This window comes from Enterobacter sp. 5-4, assembly GCF_000612205.1.
Classification (GTDB): Bacteria; Pseudomonadota; Gammaproteobacteria; order Enterobacterales; family Enterobacteriaceae; genus Enterobacter; species Enterobacter roggenkampii.
On sequence record NZ_JFHW01000026.1, the window covers coordinates 237,852 to 255,613 of the forward strand.

Genomic DNA, 17,762 nt, shown 5'->3' on the forward strand with positions numbered 1-17,762 from the left:
GAAATAAAAAAAGGGGCAATGAAATTGCCCCGTAATATAGCCCAGACGATTGAATACGCCTACTGCTAGTAATGTTATGTGCGCTTATTTTGACCAGTAAGCGGCTTTTGCTTTCTGCAGCTTTTCGTAGGCCTTCAGCAGCGACTGATGCGCCGGGAAGGCTTTCAGATCGCTATCAACAGCCTGCAGGCCATAGAACGGCGCTTCGCCGCTCAGGGCTGCGCTGGCTGCTTCAACGGCCTCAGCGCCGTACATACGCACGAAAGCATTCAGATATTGCAGCGGTTCGCGATCCTCTTCCTGTGCAAGCAGCAGCAGGGTTTGCAGGCAGCGGTAATAGTTGGTGCGCTCGGCAGAGAAGACCGACTGGTTGAACTCCATGGTCCACTCGGTCCAGGCCAGGGCCTGATCCAGATCGCCGCCCGCCAGGGCCAGCATCGCTTTCAACTCACCGATGCGCAGGGTGTACCAGCCGTTGTCTTTACCGGTCGCCAGGCCCAGGAGTTCGCGTACGCGGGTGAAATCATCGTGGCCTTCTTCGTCCAGCTGGGCGATCAGGTTCAGATAATCTTCTTTCTCCCATTCGCTGCCCGGCAGAGCCAGCAGCGTTTCTCGCAGATGCGCGCCCATGCTGTTGTTTGCCAGCCACAGATCTTCCGCCGGATAGATATCAGACATGCCAGGCACGATGATGCGGCACGCGTAAACGCCCAGGTGCTCGTAATCGGCAATGTACACTTCCTGGTCTTCCGCGTTAAAGATCGCCATCAGCGTCGCGAACTCTTCTTCCGTGGTACCGGCAAAGCTCCAGTCCACGAACGGATAGTCCGCGTCCTGCTTGAACATATCCCAGGAAATTAAGCCGCTGGAATCGATGAAGTGGGTTTCGAGGTTGGTATGCTCGGCCACTTCTTCATCGTCAAACGTTGGCGGCGTAAACACGTCGAGATCTTTCAGGCTACGGCCCTGGAGCAGCTCGGTAACGGTACGCTCCAGCGCCACGCCGAAGTCCGGGTGCGCGCCGAAGGAGGCGAAGCAGGTGCCGTTGGTCGGGTTAAACAGCACGACGCAGATCACTGGATACTTGCCGCCCAGCGAGCCGTCATACGCAAAGATTGGGAAACCTTCTGCTTCCAGCTTGGCGATGGATTCCACCACGCCCGGGTAGCGCGCCAGCACCTCTGCCGGAATTTCAGGCAGGCTGATGGATTCGGCAATAATGCGGTTTTTGATATGACGCTCGAAGACTTCAGACAGCCCCTGCACGCGCGCTTCATTGCGGGTGTTACCGGCGGACATGCCGTTAGACACATACAGGTTGCCGACAATGTTCATCGGAATATAGACGGTCTGCTCGTCAGATTGACGGGTAAACGGCAGGGCGCAAATACCGCGATCGTCGTTGCCGGACTGCAGATCGATCAGCATGCTGGCGGTCAGTTCGTTTTCCGGATCGTAGAAGGCACGCAGGCGCGCGTCGAGAATTCCTTCCGGCAGTTCATCGTCTTCGGTCAGCGGGAACCATTTTTCGTTCGGATAGTGAACGAACGGGCCGTTGGCGATGGTTTCGCCCAGCCAGAAGTCAGCGAAGAAATAGTTGGTGGACAGACGCTCAAAATACTCACCCAGCGCGGAGGCCAGTGCCGCTTTTTTTGTCGCGCCTTTACCGTTGGTAAAGCACAGGGCACAGTCTTTATCGCGAATATGCACGGACCAGACATGAGGCACCGGATTGAGCCAGGAGGCTTCTTCGATGTTAAAACCCAGGTCGGTCAGTTTCTGCTGGAAGCGAGCGATGGAATCTTCCAGAGCGGCGTCTTTGCCGGGGATAAACGTTTGAGTCATGGCGTTCACTTTTATCGTACGTAAAGCGCGCAATGATACGGGTTTTGCGTGACGGGTGCTATCTCCGGCGAAAATAAAAGACTGGGCTATGCTTATTGTCAGTAACTCACTGTTAAGGCATAGAAAAATGAAAGCATTCGATCTCCAGCGGATGGCGTTTGATAAAGTCCCTCCTGAATTTTTAGGCGAAGTGGCGCTGCGTAGTCTGTATACCTTCGTTCTGGTCTTCCTGTTTCTTAAAATCACCGGTCGTCGCGGCGTGCGGCAGATGTCGCTTTTTGAAGTGTTGATCATCCTGACGTTGGGTTCCGCGGCGGGGGATGTCGCCTTCTATGATGATGTGCCGATGGTGCCGGTATTTATCGTTTTTGTCACACTGGCGCTGCTTTACCGCCTTGTCATGTGGCTGATGTCGAAAAGTGAAAAGCTGGAAGATCTGCTTGAAGGGAAGCCGGTCGTTATCGTCGAGGACGGTCAGCTGGCCTGGGAAAACGTTCAGAGCGCCAATATGACCGAGTTTGAGTTCTTTATGGAGCTACGCCTCAACAGCGTGGAACAGCTCGGGCAGGTGCGTCTGGCGATCATGGAGACCAACGGGCAGATTAGCGTCTATTACTATTCTGACGATGAGGTGAGGCCGGGACTGTGCATCCTGCCGGATATGCTGGTCGAGCGTTTCAGAACCGTACCGGAATCAGGCGAGTATGCCTGCGTGAGATGTAGCCATGTCGTCGCGATGCAGCCGGGGGATCGTCAATTATGCCCCCGCTGTGCAAATCCGGAATGGACGAAGGTTAGCCGGGCTAAACGCATCACCTGACAGCCATTTTGTCGGTTTTGTCCTGGCGAGGCGGCAGATTGTTTTGTGTGACGTGGGGCACATTTCACGGGTCATAAGTTTTAGACATTGCGGCGCGTGTCACTGAATGATAAAACCGATATCCACAGTTATAACTTATGGCTTTTAGCGTGGTGAGGGGAAATGGCTCAAGTCTTTAATTTCAGTTCAGGTCCGGCAATGTTACCGGCAGACGTGCTTAAACAGGCTCAACAGGAACTTTGTGACTGGAACGGTCTGGGAACGTCGGTGATGGAAATCAGCCACCGGGGTAAAGAGTTTATTCAGGTGGCGGAAGAGGCAGAAAAGGATTTTCGCGATCTGCTGAATATTCCCTCGAACTACAAAGTATTGTTCTGTCACGGCGGCGGGCGCGGCCAGTTTGCAGGCGTACCGCTAAACATCCTGGGCGATAAAACGACGGCAGACTACGTTGACGCAGGCTACTGGGCGGCCAGTGCGGTGAAAGAAGCGCACAAATACTGCACGCCGAATGTGATTGACGCCAAAGTGACCGTTGACGGCCTGCGCGCCGTGAAGTCAATGAGCGAATGGCAGCTTTCTGATAACGCAGCGTATCTGCACTATTGCCCGAACGAAACCATTGACGGGATTGCCATCGACGAGACGCCGAACTTCGGTAAAGACGTCGTGGTTGCCGCTGACTTCTCCTCCACCATTCTTTCTGCACCAATTGACGTCAGCCGTTATGGCGTGATCTACGCGGGCGCGCAGAAAAATATCGGCCCTGCAGGCCTGACGATTGTTATCGTGCGTGAAGACCTGCTGGGTAAAGCGCATACATCGTGCCCGTCCATTCTTGATTACACCGTGCTGAACGACAACGATTCTATGTTCAACACCCCACCGACGTTTGCCTGGTACCTCTCCGGCCTGGTCTTCAAATGGCTGAAGCAAAACGGCGGCGTGGCGCAGATGGACAAAGTGAATCAACAGAAAGCCGAACTGCTGTATGGCGTGATCGACAAGAGCGATTTCTACCGCAACGACGTGGCGAAAGCTAACCGTTCCCGCATGAACGTGCCGTTCCAGCTGGCGGACAGCAACCTGGATAAAGTGTTCCTGGAAGAGTCCTTCGCGGCCGGCCTGCACGCGCTGAAAGGTCACCGTGTCGTGGGCGGCATGCGTGCCTCCATCTATAACGCGATGCCGCTGGAAGGCGTTAAAGCGCTGACCGATTTCATGATCGACTTCGAACGTCGCCACGGTTAATCGCGCTGTTTTCACCCCCGTAGCCCTGCTGCGGGGTTTTTATTATGTTGAGTTGAGAGTTAAGTTTTCATGGAATCCCTGACGTTACAACCTATCGCGCGGGTAGATGGCACCATTAATCTGCCTGGTTCAAAAAGTGTCTCGAACCGCGCTCTGCTGCTGGCAGCACTGGCAAACGGCACCACCGTCCTTACAAACCTGCTGGACAGCGATGACGTGCGCCATATGCTCAATGCGCTGAAAGCGTTGGGCGTTCATTACACTCTCTCCGACGATCGTACCCGCTGCGAAGTGACCGGCAACGGCGGCGCGCTGCAGACGGGTGAAGAGCTTGAGCTGTTTCTGGGCAACGCGGGTACCGCGATGCGTCCGCTGGCGGCGGCCCTGTGTCTTGGGCGCAACAACATTGTGCTGACCGGCGAGCCGCGCATGAAAGAGCGTCCGATTGGCCATCTGGTGGATGCCCTGCGTCAGGGCGGCGCGCAGATCGAGTATCTGGAGCAGGAAAATTATCCGCCACTGCGTCTGCGCGGGGGCTTTACCGGCGGTCACGTCGAGGTTGACGGCAGCGTCTCCAGCCAGTTCCTGACCGCACTGCTGATGACCGCGCCGCTGGCTCCGCAGGATACGGTTATCACGATTAAAGGTGAGCTGGTCTCCAAACCGTATATTGATATCACGCTGCACCTGATGAAAACCTTCGGCGTTGAGGTGGAAAACCAGTCTTATCAGCGTTTTGTCGTGCGTGGGGCGCAGCAGTACCAGTCTCCGGGCAGCTATCTTGTTGAAGGCGACGCCTCGTCGGCATCTTACTTCCTGGCTGCAGGCGCGATCAAAGGCGGTACCGTGAAGGTGACCGGTATTGGTCGCAACAGCGTGCAGGGTGACATTCGTTTTGCGGACGTGCTGGAAAAAATGGGCGCGGTTGTGACCTGGGGTGATGACTTCATTTCCTGTACTCACGGCGAGCTGAAGGCCATCGACATGGACATGAACCATATTCCGGATGCGGCGATGACCATTGCCACGGCGGCGCTGTTTGCAAAAGGCACCACCACGCTGCGTAACATCTACAACTGGCGCGTAAAAGAGACTGACCGTCTGTTTGCGATGGCGACCGAACTGCGTAAGGTCGGTGCTGAGGTGGAAGAGGGCGAAGACTACATTCGCGTCACGCCTCCTGCAAAACTGCAGGTTGCCGAGATCGGCACCTACAACGATCACCGTATGGCGATGTGCTTCTCGCTGGTGGCACTGTCCGACACGCCTGTGACCATTCTCGATCCGAAATGTACGGCGAAAACGTTCCCGGACTACTTTGAACAGCTGGCACGCATTAGCACGCTGGCCTGATGACTTTTGCCGCATCACCTGATGCGGCATTTCCTTACGCTTCCTGACGAACACTTCCGTTCATTTCTTCTACACTCTGCTTCAATCAATCCGTAATTTGCACGCAAAGGTAACAGTTGCGCACGTTGACGCGTATAATGCGCGGCGTTCATGTAAACGGTATGCCTTATTTAAGGAGAAAAAGATGACGGCAATTGCCCCGGTAATCACCATTGACGGGCCGAGTGGCGCAGGGAAAGGGACTCTGTGCAAAGCGATGGCGGAAGCATTGCAATGGCATCTTTTAGATTCGGGAGCAATCTATCGCGTGCTGGCCCTGGCTGCGCTGCATCATCATGTGGACGTGGCGTCAGAAGAAGCGCTGGTTCCGCTGGCTGCGCATCTTGATGTGCGTTTCGTGTCGACCAATGGCAACCTGGAAGTCATCCTTGAAGGGGAAGACGTGAGCGGGGAAATCCGTACTCAGGAAGTGGCAAATGCGGCCTCTCAGGTAGCGGCCTTCCCGCGCGTTCGTGAGGCGCTGTTACGTCGTCAGCGCGCGTTCCGTGAAGCACCGGGTTTGATCGCGGACGGACGCGATATGGGAACCGTGGTATTCCCTGATGCACCTGTGAAAATTTTCCTTGACGCCTCTTCGGAAGAACGCGCTCAACGCCGCATGCTTCAGTTGCAGGAAAAGGGGTTTAGTGTTAACTTTGATCGCCTTTTATCCGAGATAAAAGAGCGCGATGACCGCGATCGTAACCGCGCCGTCGCCCCACTTGTTCCAGCAGAAGATGCATTAGTTCTGGATTCAACCAGTTTAACTATTGAGCAAGTGATTGAAAAAGCGCTACAATATGCGCGCCAAAAACTGGCACTCGCGTAATCGCGACCGATTTAGCAGTACCCCCGCTGCAATGGATTGACGGCGGGTATGTGAAACAACCCCATCCGGCACGGAGCCAGGTGGACGTTAATATTAACCTGAAGATTAAACATGACTGAATCTTTTGCTCAACTGTTTGAAGAATCCTTAAAAGAAATCGAAACCCGCCCGGGTTCCATCGTTCGCGGTGTTGTTGTTGCTATCGACAAAGACGTAGTACTGGTTGACGCCGGTCTGAAATCTGAGTCCGCCATTCCGGCAGAGCAGTTCAAAAACGCCCAGGGCGAGCTGGAAATCCAGGTTGGCGACGAAGTTGACGTTGCTCTGGACGCAGTAGAAGACGGCTTCGGTGAAACCCTGCTTTCTCGTGAGAAAGCGAAACGTCACGAAGCATGGATCACGCTGGAAAAAGCTTACGAAGAAGCTGAAACTGTGGTCGGTGTTATCAACGGCAAAGTTAAAGGTGGCTTCACTGTTGAGCTGAATGGTATTCGCGCGTTCCTGCCAGGTTCTCTGGTAGACGTTCGTCCAGTTCGTGACACCCTGCACCTGGAAGGCAAAGAGCTTGAGTTCAAAGTAATCAAGCTGGACCAGAAGCGTAACAACGTTGTTGTTTCCCGTCGTGCCGTTATCGAATCCGAAAACAGCGCAGAACGCGATCAGCTGCTGGAAAACCTGCAGGAAGGCATGGAAGTCAAAGGTATCGTTAAGAACCTCACTGACTACGGCGCATTCGTTGACCTGGGCGGCGTTGATGGCCTGCTGCACATCACCGACATGGCGTGGAAACGCGTTAAGCACCCAAGCGAAATCGTGAACGTGGGCGACGAAATCACTGTTAAAGTGCTGAAGTTCGACCGCGAGCGTACTCGTGTATCCCTCGGCCTGAAACAGCTGGGCGAAGATCCATGGGTAGCTATCGCTAAGCGTTACCCAGAAGGGACTAAACTGACTGGTCGCGTAACCAACCTGACTGACTACGGCTGCTTCGTTGAAATCGAAGAAGGCGTTGAAGGTCTGGTGCACGTTTCCGAAATGGACTGGACCAACAAAAACATCCACCCATCCAAAGTTGTTAACGTTGGTGATGTAGTGGAAGTGATGGTTCTGGATATCGACGAAGAACGTCGTCGTATCTCCCTGGGCCTGAAGCAGTGCAAAAACAACCCATGGCAGCAGTTCGCGGAAACCCACAACAAGGGCGACCGTGTTGAAGGTAAAATCAAGTCTATCACTGACTTCGGTATCTTCATCGGCCTGGACGGCGGCATCGATGGCCTGGTTCACCTGTCTGACATCTCCTGGAACGTTGCAGGCGAAGAAGCAGTTCGTGAATACAAAAAAGGCGACGAAATCGCTGCAGTTGTTCTGCAGGTTGACGCAGAGCGTGAGCGTATCTCCCTGGGCGTTAAACAGCTCGCAGAAGATCCGTTCAACAACTGGGTTGCACTGAACAAGAAAGGCGCAATCGTAAACGGTAAAGTCACTGCAGTTGACGCGAAAGGCGCAACCGTAGAACTGGCTGACGGCGTTGAAGGTTACCTGCGCGCTTCTGAAGCTTCCCGTGACCGCGTTGAAGATGCCACTCTGGTTCTGAACGTAGGCGACGACGTTGAAGCTAAGTTCACCGGTGTTGACCGTAAGAACCGTGCAATCAGCCTGTCTGTTCGTGCTAAAGACGAAGCTGATGAGAAAGATGCAATCGCAACTGTTAACAAACAGGAAGATGCAAACTTCTCTAACAACGCAATGGCTGAAGCTTTCAAAGCAGCTAAAGGCGAGTAATATCAGGTTCTCAGCATCATTTGCGCTGTAACGCATTTACAGCGCGAAGGATGAGGAGCAAACTTGACAGATTACAGGATTCGTCCTGTAATCAATAACAAAGGGCGGCTACGGCCGCCCTTGTTTAATGAGCTGTTCAGCTAATTGGTTTGAAAGGAACCGGAGGAATCATGACCAAGTCAGAATTGATTGAAAGACTTGCCAGTCAGCAACCGCATATCCCTGCCAAGGCAGTGGAAGATGCCGTAAAAGAGATGCTGGAGCATATGGCCTCCACTCTTGCCCAGGGCGAGCGCATTGAAATCCGCGGTTTCGGTAGTTTTTCTCTGCACTATCGTGCTCCACGTACCGGGCGTAACCCGAAAACTGGCGATAAAGTCGAGCTGGAAGGTAAGTACGTTCCACACTTTAAGCCGGGTAAAGAACTGCGCGATCGCGCCAATATTTACGGCAACTGAGTTTAGCCAGCCGGTTAAACTGGGTTCGAAAGAAAGCACCTGCGGGTGCTTTTTTTGTACCCGTCGCTTTCTTTCTGAAGGTGCCCCGCATTTTCCGTTTCGTTTTCTGCAACCCGTTAAATACCTTGCTGCGCTTGCCGTAAATCGTATTCTTCACGCCTGACGACATGCTCAACCTGCCTGCATACTGCCACCCTGAAACAGGGAGGTGGCAATGGGAATTCCCGCGCTTAGCATCTGCGCCATTCTGGCGATAGTTCCGTTACTCTGGTTACCTGAACTGCCTTCCCCCTACACCGTGTGGGCAATGATGGCTGGCGGGATAGTGCTAGCGGTATGGCAAAACAGTCGACTGAGGTATGCGGGTATGACGCTGTTATTTTGTGCCTGGGGCATTTTGGCCGCGCAGGAGAGCGTCTGGCCGATGCAGCATTTAACAACGGGGGCCGTGCAGGCTGAGATAGAGCTCACCGCGACCGACGGCGCCACTCAACATCAGGGAAGCATTCTAAGCGTCAATGGCAAGCGCTGGTGGGCCTCTACCGGCGTAACGCTGTATGGCAATTATCTGCCGCAAAAGGCGTGTGCAGGGCAGCGCTGGAGCGTGACGCTCAGGCTCAGGCCTGCACACGGCGAACTCAACGACGGCGGTTATGATTCTCAGCGCAGCGCTTTTGCCCGACATCAAACGCTGAGCGGGCGCTTCACCCGTGCGGAGATCGTCGACGGGCGCTGCAGCCTGCGAGCGCAATATCTGATGTCGCTGCAAAACCGACTTTCAGCTTACCGATGGGGAGCGGTTATCCTGGGGCTTGGGATGGGAGAACGCCTGGAAGTACCCCGTGAAATAAAAGACCTGATGCGGGAAACCGGCACGCTGCATCTGATGGCGATTTCGGGTCTGCATATCGCGCTGGCAGCCTCTCTCGTCTGGTTACTTGCACGTGGACTCCAGTTTTTATTACCCAGCCACCGCGTCCACTGGAAAATGCCTCTCCTTGCCGGGTTGTTCTTTGCTGCTTTCTACGCCTGGCTTACCGGCCTGCAACCGCCTGCGCTGAGGACGATCATCGCCCTTGCGGTGCTTGCTCTGTTGCGGATTACTGGCCGTCAATGGTCTCCCTGGCAGGTTTGGAGCTGCTGCATCGCGGCGATACTGATTAACGATCCCCTGGCCGTACTTTCGCAGAGTCTGGTTCTGTCAGCCTTTGCCGTCGCCGCGCTGATTTTCTGGTTTCAGTGGGTGCCTCTTCCCGACTGGAATTGGACACGACGGATGCGGCCGCTACTGAACCTGATTTATCTGCAGGTCGGGATGTTGCTGCTGCTCATGCCGTTACAGGTTCTGATTTTCCATGGCTTCAGCTTCTCCTCCCTTGTCGCGAATCTCTTTGCCGTACCCCTGGTAACGTTTGTCTCCGTCCCGCTGATCCTGCTCGGTATGCTGCTCCATTTGCTACCGCTGGCTGCGGTAGAAAGTGCCATCTGGTTTGCCGCCGATAAGTCGCTTGCGGGACTCTTCTGGCTACTGATGCGCCTGCCAGATGGCTGGCAGAATGTTGATCAACGCTGGCAAATCATGGCATTACTGCCGTGGTTGAGTATTATTGCCTGGCGTTTTCGTGCCTGGAAAACCGTTCCTGCCGTTTGTCTTGCAGGCAGCGTCTTACTGACATTTCCCCTCTGGCGAGCGGAAAAAAGCGAGAGCTGGACGCTGCATATGCTGGACGTGGGGCAGGGGCTGGCCATGGTGATTGAAAGGCAGGGAAAAGCCATTCTCTTTGATACCGGGCTCGCCTGGCCGGGCGGGGATAGCGCGCAGCGGTTAATTATTCCCTGGCTTCGCTGGCATCACCTGCGGCCAGAAGGAGTGATTCTCAGTCATGAACACCTCGACCATGCAGGAGGCCTCGCGTCGTTGCAAAAAGCATGGCCGGATATATGGGTAAGAAGTCCGTTACGCAGGACGGGGCACCGCCCTTGTTTTCGTGGGCAAAAATGGGAATGGCAGGGATTAACCTTCACCGTCCACTGGCCTCCTGAAAATTACCCGGCCCAGGGGAATAACCATTCCTGTGTGGTAAAGGTGGACGATGGGGAGCAAAGCGTTCTGCTAACAGGGGACATTGAAGTGCAGGCGGAACAGGCTATGCTTAGCCATTACTGGCGTCATCTGAGGGCCACGCTCATACAGGTCCCCCATCATGGCAGCAATACCTCGTCTTCATTGCCGCTGGTACAGCGGGTGGAAGGACAGATCGCCCTGGATTCTGCGGCCCGCTATAACGCATGGCACTTCCCGTCGGCAAAAGTCGTTCGACGTTATCGAAAAGAGGGATATATCTGGCACGATACCCCTCATTCAGGACAAATATCGGTGACATTCTCGCAACATCACTGGCAAATCCGGCGCTTGCGAGAGCAAATTTTACCACGTTGGTATCATCAGTGGTTTGGCGCGCCCGTCGATAACGGGTAGAATATGCGGCTATTTCAACAATGCTGGTTTTTTGAATGCATAACGACAAAGATCTCTCCACGTGGCAAACGTTCCGCCGACTCTGGCCGATGATTGCCCCTTTTAAAGCAGGCTTGATCGTGGCGGGTGTAGCGTTAATCCTCAACGCAGCCAGCGATACCTTTATGCTATCGCTTCTCAAACCGTTACTGGACGACGGTTTTGGTAAAACGGATCGCTCAGTGCTGCTATGGATGCCTCTGGTGGTTATCGGACTGATGATCTTACGCGGTATCACCAGCTATATCTCCAGCTACTGCATTTCCTGGGTATCCGGGAAAGTGGTGATGACCATGCGCCGTCGGCTGTTCAGTCACATGATGGGCATGCCGGTTGCGTTCTTTGACAAGCAGTCAACCGGGACGCTGCTGTCGCGGATCACCTACGACTCCGAGCAGGTTGCCTCTTCCTCTTCCAGCGCGCTGATTACGGTTGTGCGCGAGGGCGCGTCGATTATCGGCCTGTTCGTGATGATGTTCTACTACAGCTGGCAGCTGTCGCTCATCCTTATCGTTCTGGCACCTGTGGTTTCTATTGCTATCCGCGTCGTCTCAAAACGCTTCCGTAATATCAGCAAGAATATGCAGAATACGATGGGGCAGGTGACTACCAGCGCAGAGCAGATGCTGAAAGGGCATAAAGAAGTGCTGATTTTTGGTGGTCAGGACGTTGAAACGAAACGCTTTGATAAAGTGAGCAACAAAATGCGTCTGCAGGGGATGAAAATGGTCTCGGCCTCTTCTATCTCCGACCCGATTATTCAGCTGATTGCCTCACTGGCGCTGGCGTTCGTTCTGTATGCGGCAAGCTTCCCGAGCGTCATGGAGACGCTGACGGCGGGTACCATCACCGTGGTCTTCTCCTCAATGATCGCCCTGATGCGTCCGCTGAAATCACTGACAAACGTCAACGCCCAGTTCCAGCGTGGGATGGCGGCCTGTCAGACCCTGTTCAGCATTCTGGATTCCGAGCAGGAAAAAGATGAAGGCAAACGCGTCATTGAGCGCGCGAACGGCGACGTTGAGTTCCGCAATGTGACCTTTACCTATCCTGGCCGCGAAACACCGGCTCTGCGCAATATCAACCTGACCATTCCGGCGGGGAAAACCGTTGCGCTGGTAGGCCGTTCCGGCTCGGGTAAATCGACCATTGCCAGCCTGATCACCCGTTTCTACGACATTGACGAAGGTGAAATTCTGTTAGACGGTCACGATCTGCGGGAGTATACCCTGCAGTCGCTCCGTAACCAGGTGGCGCTGGTCTCCCAGAACGTGCACCTGTTCAACGATACCGTGGCAAACAATATTGCTTATGCACGCACTGAAGAGTACAGCCGCGAGCAGATTGAGAACGCCGCACGTATGGCCTACGCGATGGACTTTATCAACAAGATGGATAACGGTCTGGATACCATCATCGGCGAGAACGGTGTACTGCTCTCCGGTGGGCAGCGTCAGCGTATCGCCATTGCCCGAGCGCTGCTGCGCGACAGCCCGATACTGATCCTGGACGAAGCGACCTCTGCGCTGGATACGGAATCTGAACGCGCGATTCAGTCGGCGCTGGATGAGCTGCAAAAGAACCGCACCTCGCTGGTGATTGCGCACCGTCTGTCGACTATCGAGCAGGCTGATGAAATCGTCGTGGTTGAGGATGGGGTCATTGTTGAACGCGGAAGCCATGCTGATCTGCTGGAACACCGCGGCGTTTACGCTCAGCTTCATAAGATGCAGTTCGGCGAATGATTGCACGCATCTGGTCCGGTGAATCCCCGCTGTGGCTGCTGCTTTTGCCGCTCTCCTGGCTCTACGGCCTGGTGAGCGGCATTATCCGTCTGCTTTATCGTCTTGGGGTGAAGCGGGCCTGGCGCGCGCCGGTGCCCGTTGTGGTCGTCGGTAATCTTACGGCGGGCGGCAACGGCAAAACGCCGGTGGTGATCTGGCTGGTGGAGCAGTTGCAAAAGCGCGGTATACGCTCGGGCGTGGTATCGCGGGGATATGGTGGTAAAGCGGCGCATTACCCGCTGTTGCTGACGGCGGAAACCACGACGGCTGAAGCGGGTGATGAACCGGTATTGATTTTCCAGCGTACTGGCGCCCCTGTGGCGGTCTCCCCGGTGCGCAGCGATGCCGTCCGGGCCCTGCTTGCCGAACATGCGGTACAGATCATTATCACTGACGATGGTCTGCAGCATTATGCCCTGGCGCGAGATAAAGAGATTGTGGTCATCGACGGGGTTCGCCGTTTTGGGAACGGCTGGTGGTTACCTGCCGGACCCATGCGCGAACGCGCTTCGCGTCTGACGTCCGTGGATGCGGTGATCGTGAACGGTGGTGAGGCGAAAACGGGTGAAATCCCGATGCACCTGCAGCCGGGTCTGGCAATCAACCTGGTGACGGGTGAACGCCGGTCGGTTTCAGAGCTTCCTTCACTGGTAGCGATGGCGGGCATTGGTCATCCGCCGCGCTTCTTCGCGACGCTGGAACAGTGTGGTGCCCGGCTGGAAAAACGCGTTCCGCTGGCCGACCATCAGGCGCTGGTGGAAGGGCAGATAGACGCCCTGACCACACCCGGGCAGTCTCTGATCATGACCGAAAAAGATGCGGTGAAATGCCGTGCCTTTGCGAAAGATAACTGGTGGTATCTGCCGGTTGACGCCGAACTCAGCGGTGAGCAGCCGGAACATTTGCTCAAGGAACTGATTGCGTTGGTGCACTAAAGGCTTACGCGGTTCTGGTGGCGCTTTGACTGACAGGAAAACGCATGTCTTTACCGCAACTCTCGCTCTCAGCCGCACGTAATCTCCACCTTGCCGCGCAGGGGCTGCTCAAAAAGCCCCGCCGTCGCGCGCAGCCTGCCGATATTCTCTCTACCGTACAGCGCATGTCGCTACTCCAGATCGACACCATTAATATTGTGGCACGTAGCCCTTACCTGGTGCTGTTCAGCCGCCTGGGGAGCTATCCTTCTCAGTGGCTGGATGAGGCGCTCAGCAAGGGGGAGTTGATGGAGTACTGGGCGCACGAAGCCTGCTTCCTTCCCCGCAGCGATTTTGCCCTTGTGCGTCACCGTATGCTTGCGCCGGAAAAGATGGGCTGGAAATACCGGCAGGCGTGGATGCAGGAACATGCGGCTGAAATAGAGCAGCTCATCGCGCATATTCAGGAAAACGGTCCTGTACGCTCCGCCGATTTTGAACACCCGCGCAAAGGTACAAGCGGCTGGTGGGAGTGGAAGCCGCACAAGCGTCATCTCGAAGGCCTGTTTACCTCAGGCAAAGTCATGGTGATTGAGCGGCGTAATTTTCAGCGCGTCTACGACCTCACGCATCGCGTGATGCCCCACTGGGACGACGAGCGCGACCTGCTTACCCAGGAGGCGGCTGAGGCCATTATGTTAGAAAACAGCGCCCGTAGTCTGGGGATTTTTCGCTCGCAATGGCTGGCAGATTACTATCGCCTGCGCCAGCCCGCGCTGAAACCGCTGCTGGACATGTGGCAACGCGAACAGCGCGTCATTCCCGTTACCGTGGAAACGCTGGGCGAAATGTGGCTACATGCGGATCTCCTCCCGCTATTGCCTCAGGCCCTGGAGGGGAAACTGCAGGCGACCCACAGCGCGGTATTGTCGCCTTTCGACCCGGTCGTCTGGGACAGAAAACGCGCCGAGCAGCTCTTTGATTTCAGCTACCGGCTGGAATGTTATACCCCGGCCCCAAAGCGCCAGTATGGCTACTTTGTTTTACCGCTCCTGCATAAGGGGCAGCTGGTCGGGCGCATGGATGCCAAAATGCATCGCAAGACCGGCACGCTTGAAATCATTGCGCTTTATTTGCAAGAGGGCGTCAGGGTGACGGCGAGCCTGGAAAAAGGGTTAACGTCCGCCATTAGCGAATTCGCGCGCTGGCAGGGGGCCGACGATGTGACGCTGGGCCGGGTACCTGATGGATTGTTTACATCCTGTCGAAGTGGCTGGGAAACAGGCACGCCCTGAAAAAGGAATGTGTTAAGCTTTAGCGATTACCCATACGGAGGAACTATGGATCACCGTTTACTTGAAATTATTGCCTGCCCGGTATGCAACGGCAAACTCTACTACAGCCAGGACAAACAAGAGCTCATTTGCAAGCTGGACAGCCTGGCTTTCCCGCTGCGCGACGGTATTCCGGTATTGCTGGAAAACGAAGCCCGTTCCCTGGTGGCAGAAGAGAGCAAACCATGAGTTTTGTTGTCATTATTCCTGCGCGTTACGCTTCAACCCGTCTGCCGGGTAAACCGCTGGTGGATATCAATGGCAAGCCGATGATCGTGCATGTCCTTGAGCGGGCGCGTGAATCCGGTGCTGACCGTGTGATTGTTGCCACCGATCATCCGGATGTCGCTCGTGCGGTTGAGGCGGCAGGCGGCGAGGTATGCATGACCCGCGCAGATCACCAGTCCGGCACCGAGCGTCTGGCGGAAGTGGTTGAGAAATGCGGTTTCAGTGATGATACGGTTATCGTAAACGTGCAGGGTGACGAGCCGATGATCCCCGCGGTGATTATCCGTCAGGTGGCCGAAAACCTGGCGCAGCGTCAGGTCGGAATGGCCACGCTGGCGGTACCCATTCATCATGCAGAAGAAGCTTTCAACCCGAATGCGGTGAAGGTCGTCATGGATGCGGAAGGCTATGCGCTCTATTTCTCCCGTGCCACGATCCCGTGGGATCGCGATCGCTTTGCGCTTTCTAAAGAGACCATCGGTGATACCTTCCTGCGTCATATTGGGATCTACGGCTATCGCGCCGGCTTTATTCGCCGTTATGTGGCCTGGGCCCCGAGTCCGCTGGAGCATATCGAAATGCTGGAGCAACTCCGCGTGCTCTGGTACGGCGAGAAAATTCACGTTGCCGTTGCTGAGGAAGTCCCCGGCACGGGCGTAGACACCCCTGAAGATCTTGAGCGCGTTCGCGCTGAATTGCGTTAATCTTACCGGCATCTCTCCGTTGGGAGAGATGCACTCTCCGGATTATTTTTCACTTTCTTTTTCCTGATTGATCTCTTCCGGGTGACATCTTCATGAAGGACGCTCATTATAAAAGCAGTAGTCTTAATGGGGGTAATCTCATATGGAACAGCTGCGTGCCGAACTTAGCCATCTGCTGGGTGAAAAGTTAAGCCGGGTCGAATGCGTGAGTGAAAAAATCGATACCGCGCTCTGGTCGTTGTACGACAGTGAGGGTAACCCAATGCCGCTGATGGCACGGAGTTTCACGTCACCCGGCGTTGCCAGGCAGCTTGCATGGAAAATGTCGATGCTGGCGCGGGAGGGAACCGTGCGTATGCCGACGGTGTACGGCGTGATGACCCATGAGGAACATCCCGGCCCGGACGTACTGCTAATTGAACGTTTACGTGGTGTACCCGTGGAAGCGCCCGCGCGAACGCCGGAACGCTGGGAACAGCTAAAAGACCAGATTGTCGAGGCGCTGCTGGCGTGGCACCGTCAGGATAGCCGCGGACTTGTCGGGCCGGTCGACAGCACTCAGGAAAATCTCTGGCCGCTGTGGTATCGCCAGCGGGTTGAAGTGCTGTGGGGAACGCTTAACCAGTTCAACAATACCGGTTTAACCATGCAGGACAAACGTATTCTCTTTCGCACCCGGGAGTGTTTACCGGCGCTGTTCGAAGGTTTTAACGATAACTGCGTGCTGATCCACGGTAACTTCACCCTGCGCAGTATGCTGAAAGACCCCCGCAGCGATCAGCTTCTGGCGATGGTGGGGCCGGGGATCATGCTCTGGGCTCCGCGCGAATATGAGCTGTTCAGGCTCAGCGACAGCGGGGCGGCGGAAGGTTTACTGTGGCATTACCTTCAACGCGCCCCCGTTGCGGAAGCGTTTCTCTGGCGGCGCTGGCTCTACCTGCTCTGGGACGAAGTTGCGCAGCTGGTTAACACCGGACGCTTTAATCGCGCAAACTTCGATCTGGCGACTAAATCACTCTTGCCCTGGCTCGCCTGAGGAACCTTTCAGCCACTGCCAGAGGCGTCCGAGCGTCTCATAACCGACGCGATCGCTATGCATCAGCCACATAGGGGAGGGGATTACCCGCTCCCACGGATTAAGCGGCGCGTCGATGGCCATCTGGTTCGCCGGTGCGGGAAGCGGGTGCAGGCCCTGTTTTTCAAAGAAAATCATCGCGCGTGGCAGGTGCGAGGCGGAGGTCACCAGTAAGAACGGGGCTTCACCAATCGCCTGCTTCACTGCGGCGGCCTCTTCCTCGGTATCTTTCGGGCTGTCCAGAGTGACAATGGAGGAGCGCGGTACGCCGAGTGATTCCGCGACCCGGGCGCCCGCTTCCGCCGTACTCACCGGGTTCGTTTTGGACGCCGCGCCGGTAAAGATCATTTTTGATCCCGGATTCGCCAGCCAGAGGCGAATGCCTTCGTTTAGCCGCGGCAGGCTGTTGTTGATCAGGTTTGAGCTAGGGGCCCAGTCAGGATCCCAGGTATATCCACCGCCCAGCACCACGATGTACGCCACTTTCTGATTTCCCTGCCATGTCGGGTACCTGTTTTCGATGGGGCGTAACAGACCATCAGCCACCGGCTGCAGGCTCAGCAGCAGCAGGACCAACCAGCCGAACGTGATCAGCGTTTTGCCACTCTTCTGAAAGCGACTGAACCACACCAGCGCCAGCCCCAGCGCGATGATGATGAGCAGCAGCGGAAGGGGAAGCATCATCCCTCCAATGTATTTCTTAAGGGTAAAAAGCATCCTTTTTGGTTCCTTTTTTGACCATATAGCAGGTGATTGACGGTGATATTACACCAGAGAGGTTCATTCTCCGCGCGGGTGTGACAAAATAGCGGTTTTGCAGTTAGC

General features: G+C 55.4%; 15 protein-coding genes. 13 read left to right on the forward strand and 2 right to left on the reverse strand.

Translation table 11 applies throughout. The annotated features are described in order from the left end of the window. Positions 1-84 precede the first annotated feature (84 nt). On the reverse strand, positions 85-1,845 hold the full coding sequence (gene ycaO / locus AA74_RS0117845; protein ID WP_023292885.1) for a 30S ribosomal protein S12 methylthiotransferase accessory factor YcaO: 1,761 nt from the start codon (positions 1,843-1,845) through the stop codon (positions 85-87). A gap of 127 nt (positions 1,846-1,972) precedes the next feature. Here ycaO and AA74_RS0117850 point away from each other — a divergent pair, with 127 nt between their 5' ends. From AA74_RS0117850 to AA74_RS0117910, 13 genes are all read left to right on the forward strand, one after another. Then, entirely contained in the window at positions 1,973-2,665 is a 693-nt protein-coding gene (locus AA74_RS0117850) for a DUF421 domain-containing protein (RefSeq protein ID WP_023343682.1), read from the forward strand. 162 nt (positions 2,666-2,827) lie between these two features. Next, positions 2,828-3,916, forward strand: coding sequence for a 3-phosphoserine/phosphohydroxythreonine transaminase (gene serC / locus AA74_RS0117855; protein ID WP_025912936.1), 1,089 nt, complete (start codon positions 2,828-2,830; stop codon positions 3,914-3,916). Positions 3,917-3,985: 69 nt separating this feature from the next. Next, positions 3,986-5,269: a 3-phosphoshikimate 1-carboxyvinyltransferase gene (gene aroA / locus AA74_RS0117860; protein ID WP_008499969.1), complete on the forward strand. Its 1,284-nt coding sequence runs from the start codon at positions 3,986-3,988 to the stop codon at positions 5,267-5,269. A 184-nt stretch (positions 5,270-5,453) separates the two neighbouring features. Next, positions 5,454-6,137 carry a (d)CMP kinase gene (cmk, locus tag AA74_RS0117865; RefSeq protein ID WP_008499967.1) on the forward strand — a complete coding sequence of 228 codons (684 nt, stop codon included), beginning with the start codon at positions 5,454-5,456 and terminating at the stop codon, positions 6,135-6,137. Between the two features lie 111 nt (positions 6,138-6,248). After that, complete coding sequence (gene rpsA / locus AA74_RS0117870; protein WP_008499966.1) at positions 6,249-7,922, forward strand: 30S ribosomal protein S1; 1,674 nt, start codon at positions 6,249-6,251, stop codon at positions 7,920-7,922. A 170-nt stretch (positions 7,923-8,092) separates the two neighbouring features. Continuing rightward, complete coding sequence (gene ihfB, locus AA74_RS0117875) at positions 8,093-8,380, forward strand: integration host factor subunit beta (protein ID WP_008499965.1); 288 nt, start codon at positions 8,093-8,095, stop codon at positions 8,378-8,380. 214 nt (positions 8,381-8,594) lie between these two features. Beyond that, the gene (locus AA74_RS0117880; RefSeq protein ID WP_025912937.1) at positions 8,595-10,859 is read left to right on the forward strand and encodes a ComEC family protein; all 2,265 of its coding nucleotides are present in this window, start codon (positions 8,595-8,597) and stop codon (positions 10,857-10,859) included. 35 nt (positions 10,860-10,894) lie between these two features. Continuing rightward, positions 10,895-12,643, forward strand: a complete 1,749-nt coding sequence (gene msbA / locus AA74_RS0117885; protein WP_008499963.1) for a lipid A ABC transporter ATP-binding protein/permease MsbA — start codon at positions 10,895-10,897, stop codon at positions 12,641-12,643. Then, positions 12,640-13,617 carry a tetraacyldisaccharide 4'-kinase gene (gene lpxK, locus AA74_RS0117890; protein ID WP_025912938.1) on the forward strand — a complete coding sequence of 326 codons (978 nt, stop codon included), beginning with the start codon at positions 12,640-12,642 and terminating at the stop codon, positions 13,615-13,617. The genes msbA and lpxK overlap by 4 nt, the downstream gene beginning before the upstream one ends. Positions 13,618-13,661: 44 nt before the next feature. Next, the gene (locus tag AA74_RS0117895; protein WP_025912939.1) at positions 13,662-14,891 is read left to right on the forward strand and encodes a winged helix-turn-helix domain-containing protein; all 1,230 of its coding nucleotides are present in this window, start codon (positions 13,662-13,664) and stop codon (positions 14,889-14,891) included. A gap of 45 nt (positions 14,892-14,936) precedes the next feature. Next, a complete protein-coding gene (gene ycaR, locus AA74_RS0117900; protein ID WP_006174474.1) occupies positions 14,937-15,119 on the forward strand; it encodes a protein YcaR in 183 nt (60 codons plus the stop codon). Continuing rightward, on the forward strand, positions 15,116-15,862 hold the full coding sequence (kdsB, locus tag AA74_RS0117905) for a 3-deoxy-manno-octulosonate cytidylyltransferase (protein ID WP_008499959.1): 747 nt from the start codon (positions 15,116-15,118) through the stop codon (positions 15,860-15,862). The genes ycaR and kdsB overlap by 4 nt, the downstream gene beginning before the upstream one ends. 142 nt (positions 15,863-16,004) lie before the next feature. Further along, entirely contained in the window at positions 16,005-16,898 is an 894-nt protein-coding gene (locus AA74_RS0117910) for a YcbJ family phosphotransferase (RefSeq protein ID WP_025912940.1), read from the forward strand. Here the strand turns inward: AA74_RS0117910 and elyC are convergent. Next, positions 16,875-17,654: an envelope biogenesis factor ElyC gene (gene elyC / locus AA74_RS0117915; protein WP_025912941.1), complete on the reverse strand. Its 780-nt coding sequence runs from the start codon at positions 17,652-17,654 to the stop codon at positions 16,875-16,877. The two genes, AA74_RS0117910 and elyC, sit on opposite strands and share 24 nt — an antisense overlap. Between the last annotated feature and the right edge of the window lie 108 nt (positions 17,655-17,762).

Excerpts from the sequence above, each read along its gene's own strand:
- cmk (WP_008499967.1), top strand. The coding sequence starts at position 5,454 with ATGACGGCAATTGCCCCGGTAATCACCATTGACGGGCCGAGTGGCGCA.
- elyC (WP_025912941.1), bottom strand. The coding sequence starts at position 17,654 with ATGCTTTTTACCCTTAAGAAATACATTGGAGGGATGATGCTTCCCCTT.
- aroA (WP_008499969.1), top strand. The coding sequence starts at position 3,986 with ATGGAATCCCTGACGTTACAACCTATCGCGCGGGTAGATGGCACCATT.
- AA74_RS0117895 (WP_025912939.1), top strand. The coding sequence starts at position 13,662 with ATGTCTTTACCGCAACTCTCGCTCTCAGCCGCACGTAATCTCCACCTT.
- AA74_RS0117850 (WP_023343682.1), top strand. The coding sequence starts at position 1,973 with ATGAAAGCATTCGATCTCCAGCGGATGGCGTTTGATAAAGTCCCTCCT.
- ycaO (WP_023292885.1), bottom strand. The coding sequence starts at position 1,845 with ATGACTCAAACGTTTATCCCCGGCAAAGACGCCGCTCTGGAAGATTCC.
- AA74_RS0117880 (WP_025912937.1), top strand. The coding sequence starts at position 8,595 with ATGGGAATTCCCGCGCTTAGCATCTGCGCCATTCTGGCGATAGTTCCG.
- ycaR (WP_006174474.1), top strand. The coding sequence starts at position 14,937 with ATGGATCACCGTTTACTTGAAATTATTGCCTGCCCGGTATGCAACGGC.
- rpsA (WP_008499966.1), top strand. The coding sequence starts at position 6,249 with ATGACTGAATCTTTTGCTCAACTGTTTGAAGAATCCTTAAAAGAAATC.
- lpxK (WP_025912938.1), top strand. The coding sequence starts at position 12,640 with ATGATTGCACGCATCTGGTCCGGTGAATCCCCGCTGTGGCTGCTGCTT.
- ihfB (WP_008499965.1), top strand. The coding sequence starts at position 8,093 with ATGACCAAGTCAGAATTGATTGAAAGACTTGCCAGTCAGCAACCGCAT.
- AA74_RS0117910 (WP_025912940.1), top strand. The coding sequence starts at position 16,005 with ATGGAACAGCTGCGTGCCGAACTTAGCCATCTGCTGGGTGAAAAGTTA.
- msbA (WP_008499963.1), top strand. The coding sequence starts at position 10,895 with ATGCATAACGACAAAGATCTCTCCACGTGGCAAACGTTCCGCCGACTC.
- serC (WP_025912936.1), top strand. The coding sequence starts at position 2,828 with ATGGCTCAAGTCTTTAATTTCAGTTCAGGTCCGGCAATGTTACCGGCA.
- kdsB (WP_008499959.1), top strand. The coding sequence starts at position 15,116 with ATGAGTTTTGTTGTCATTATTCCTGCGCGTTACGCTTCAACCCGTCTG.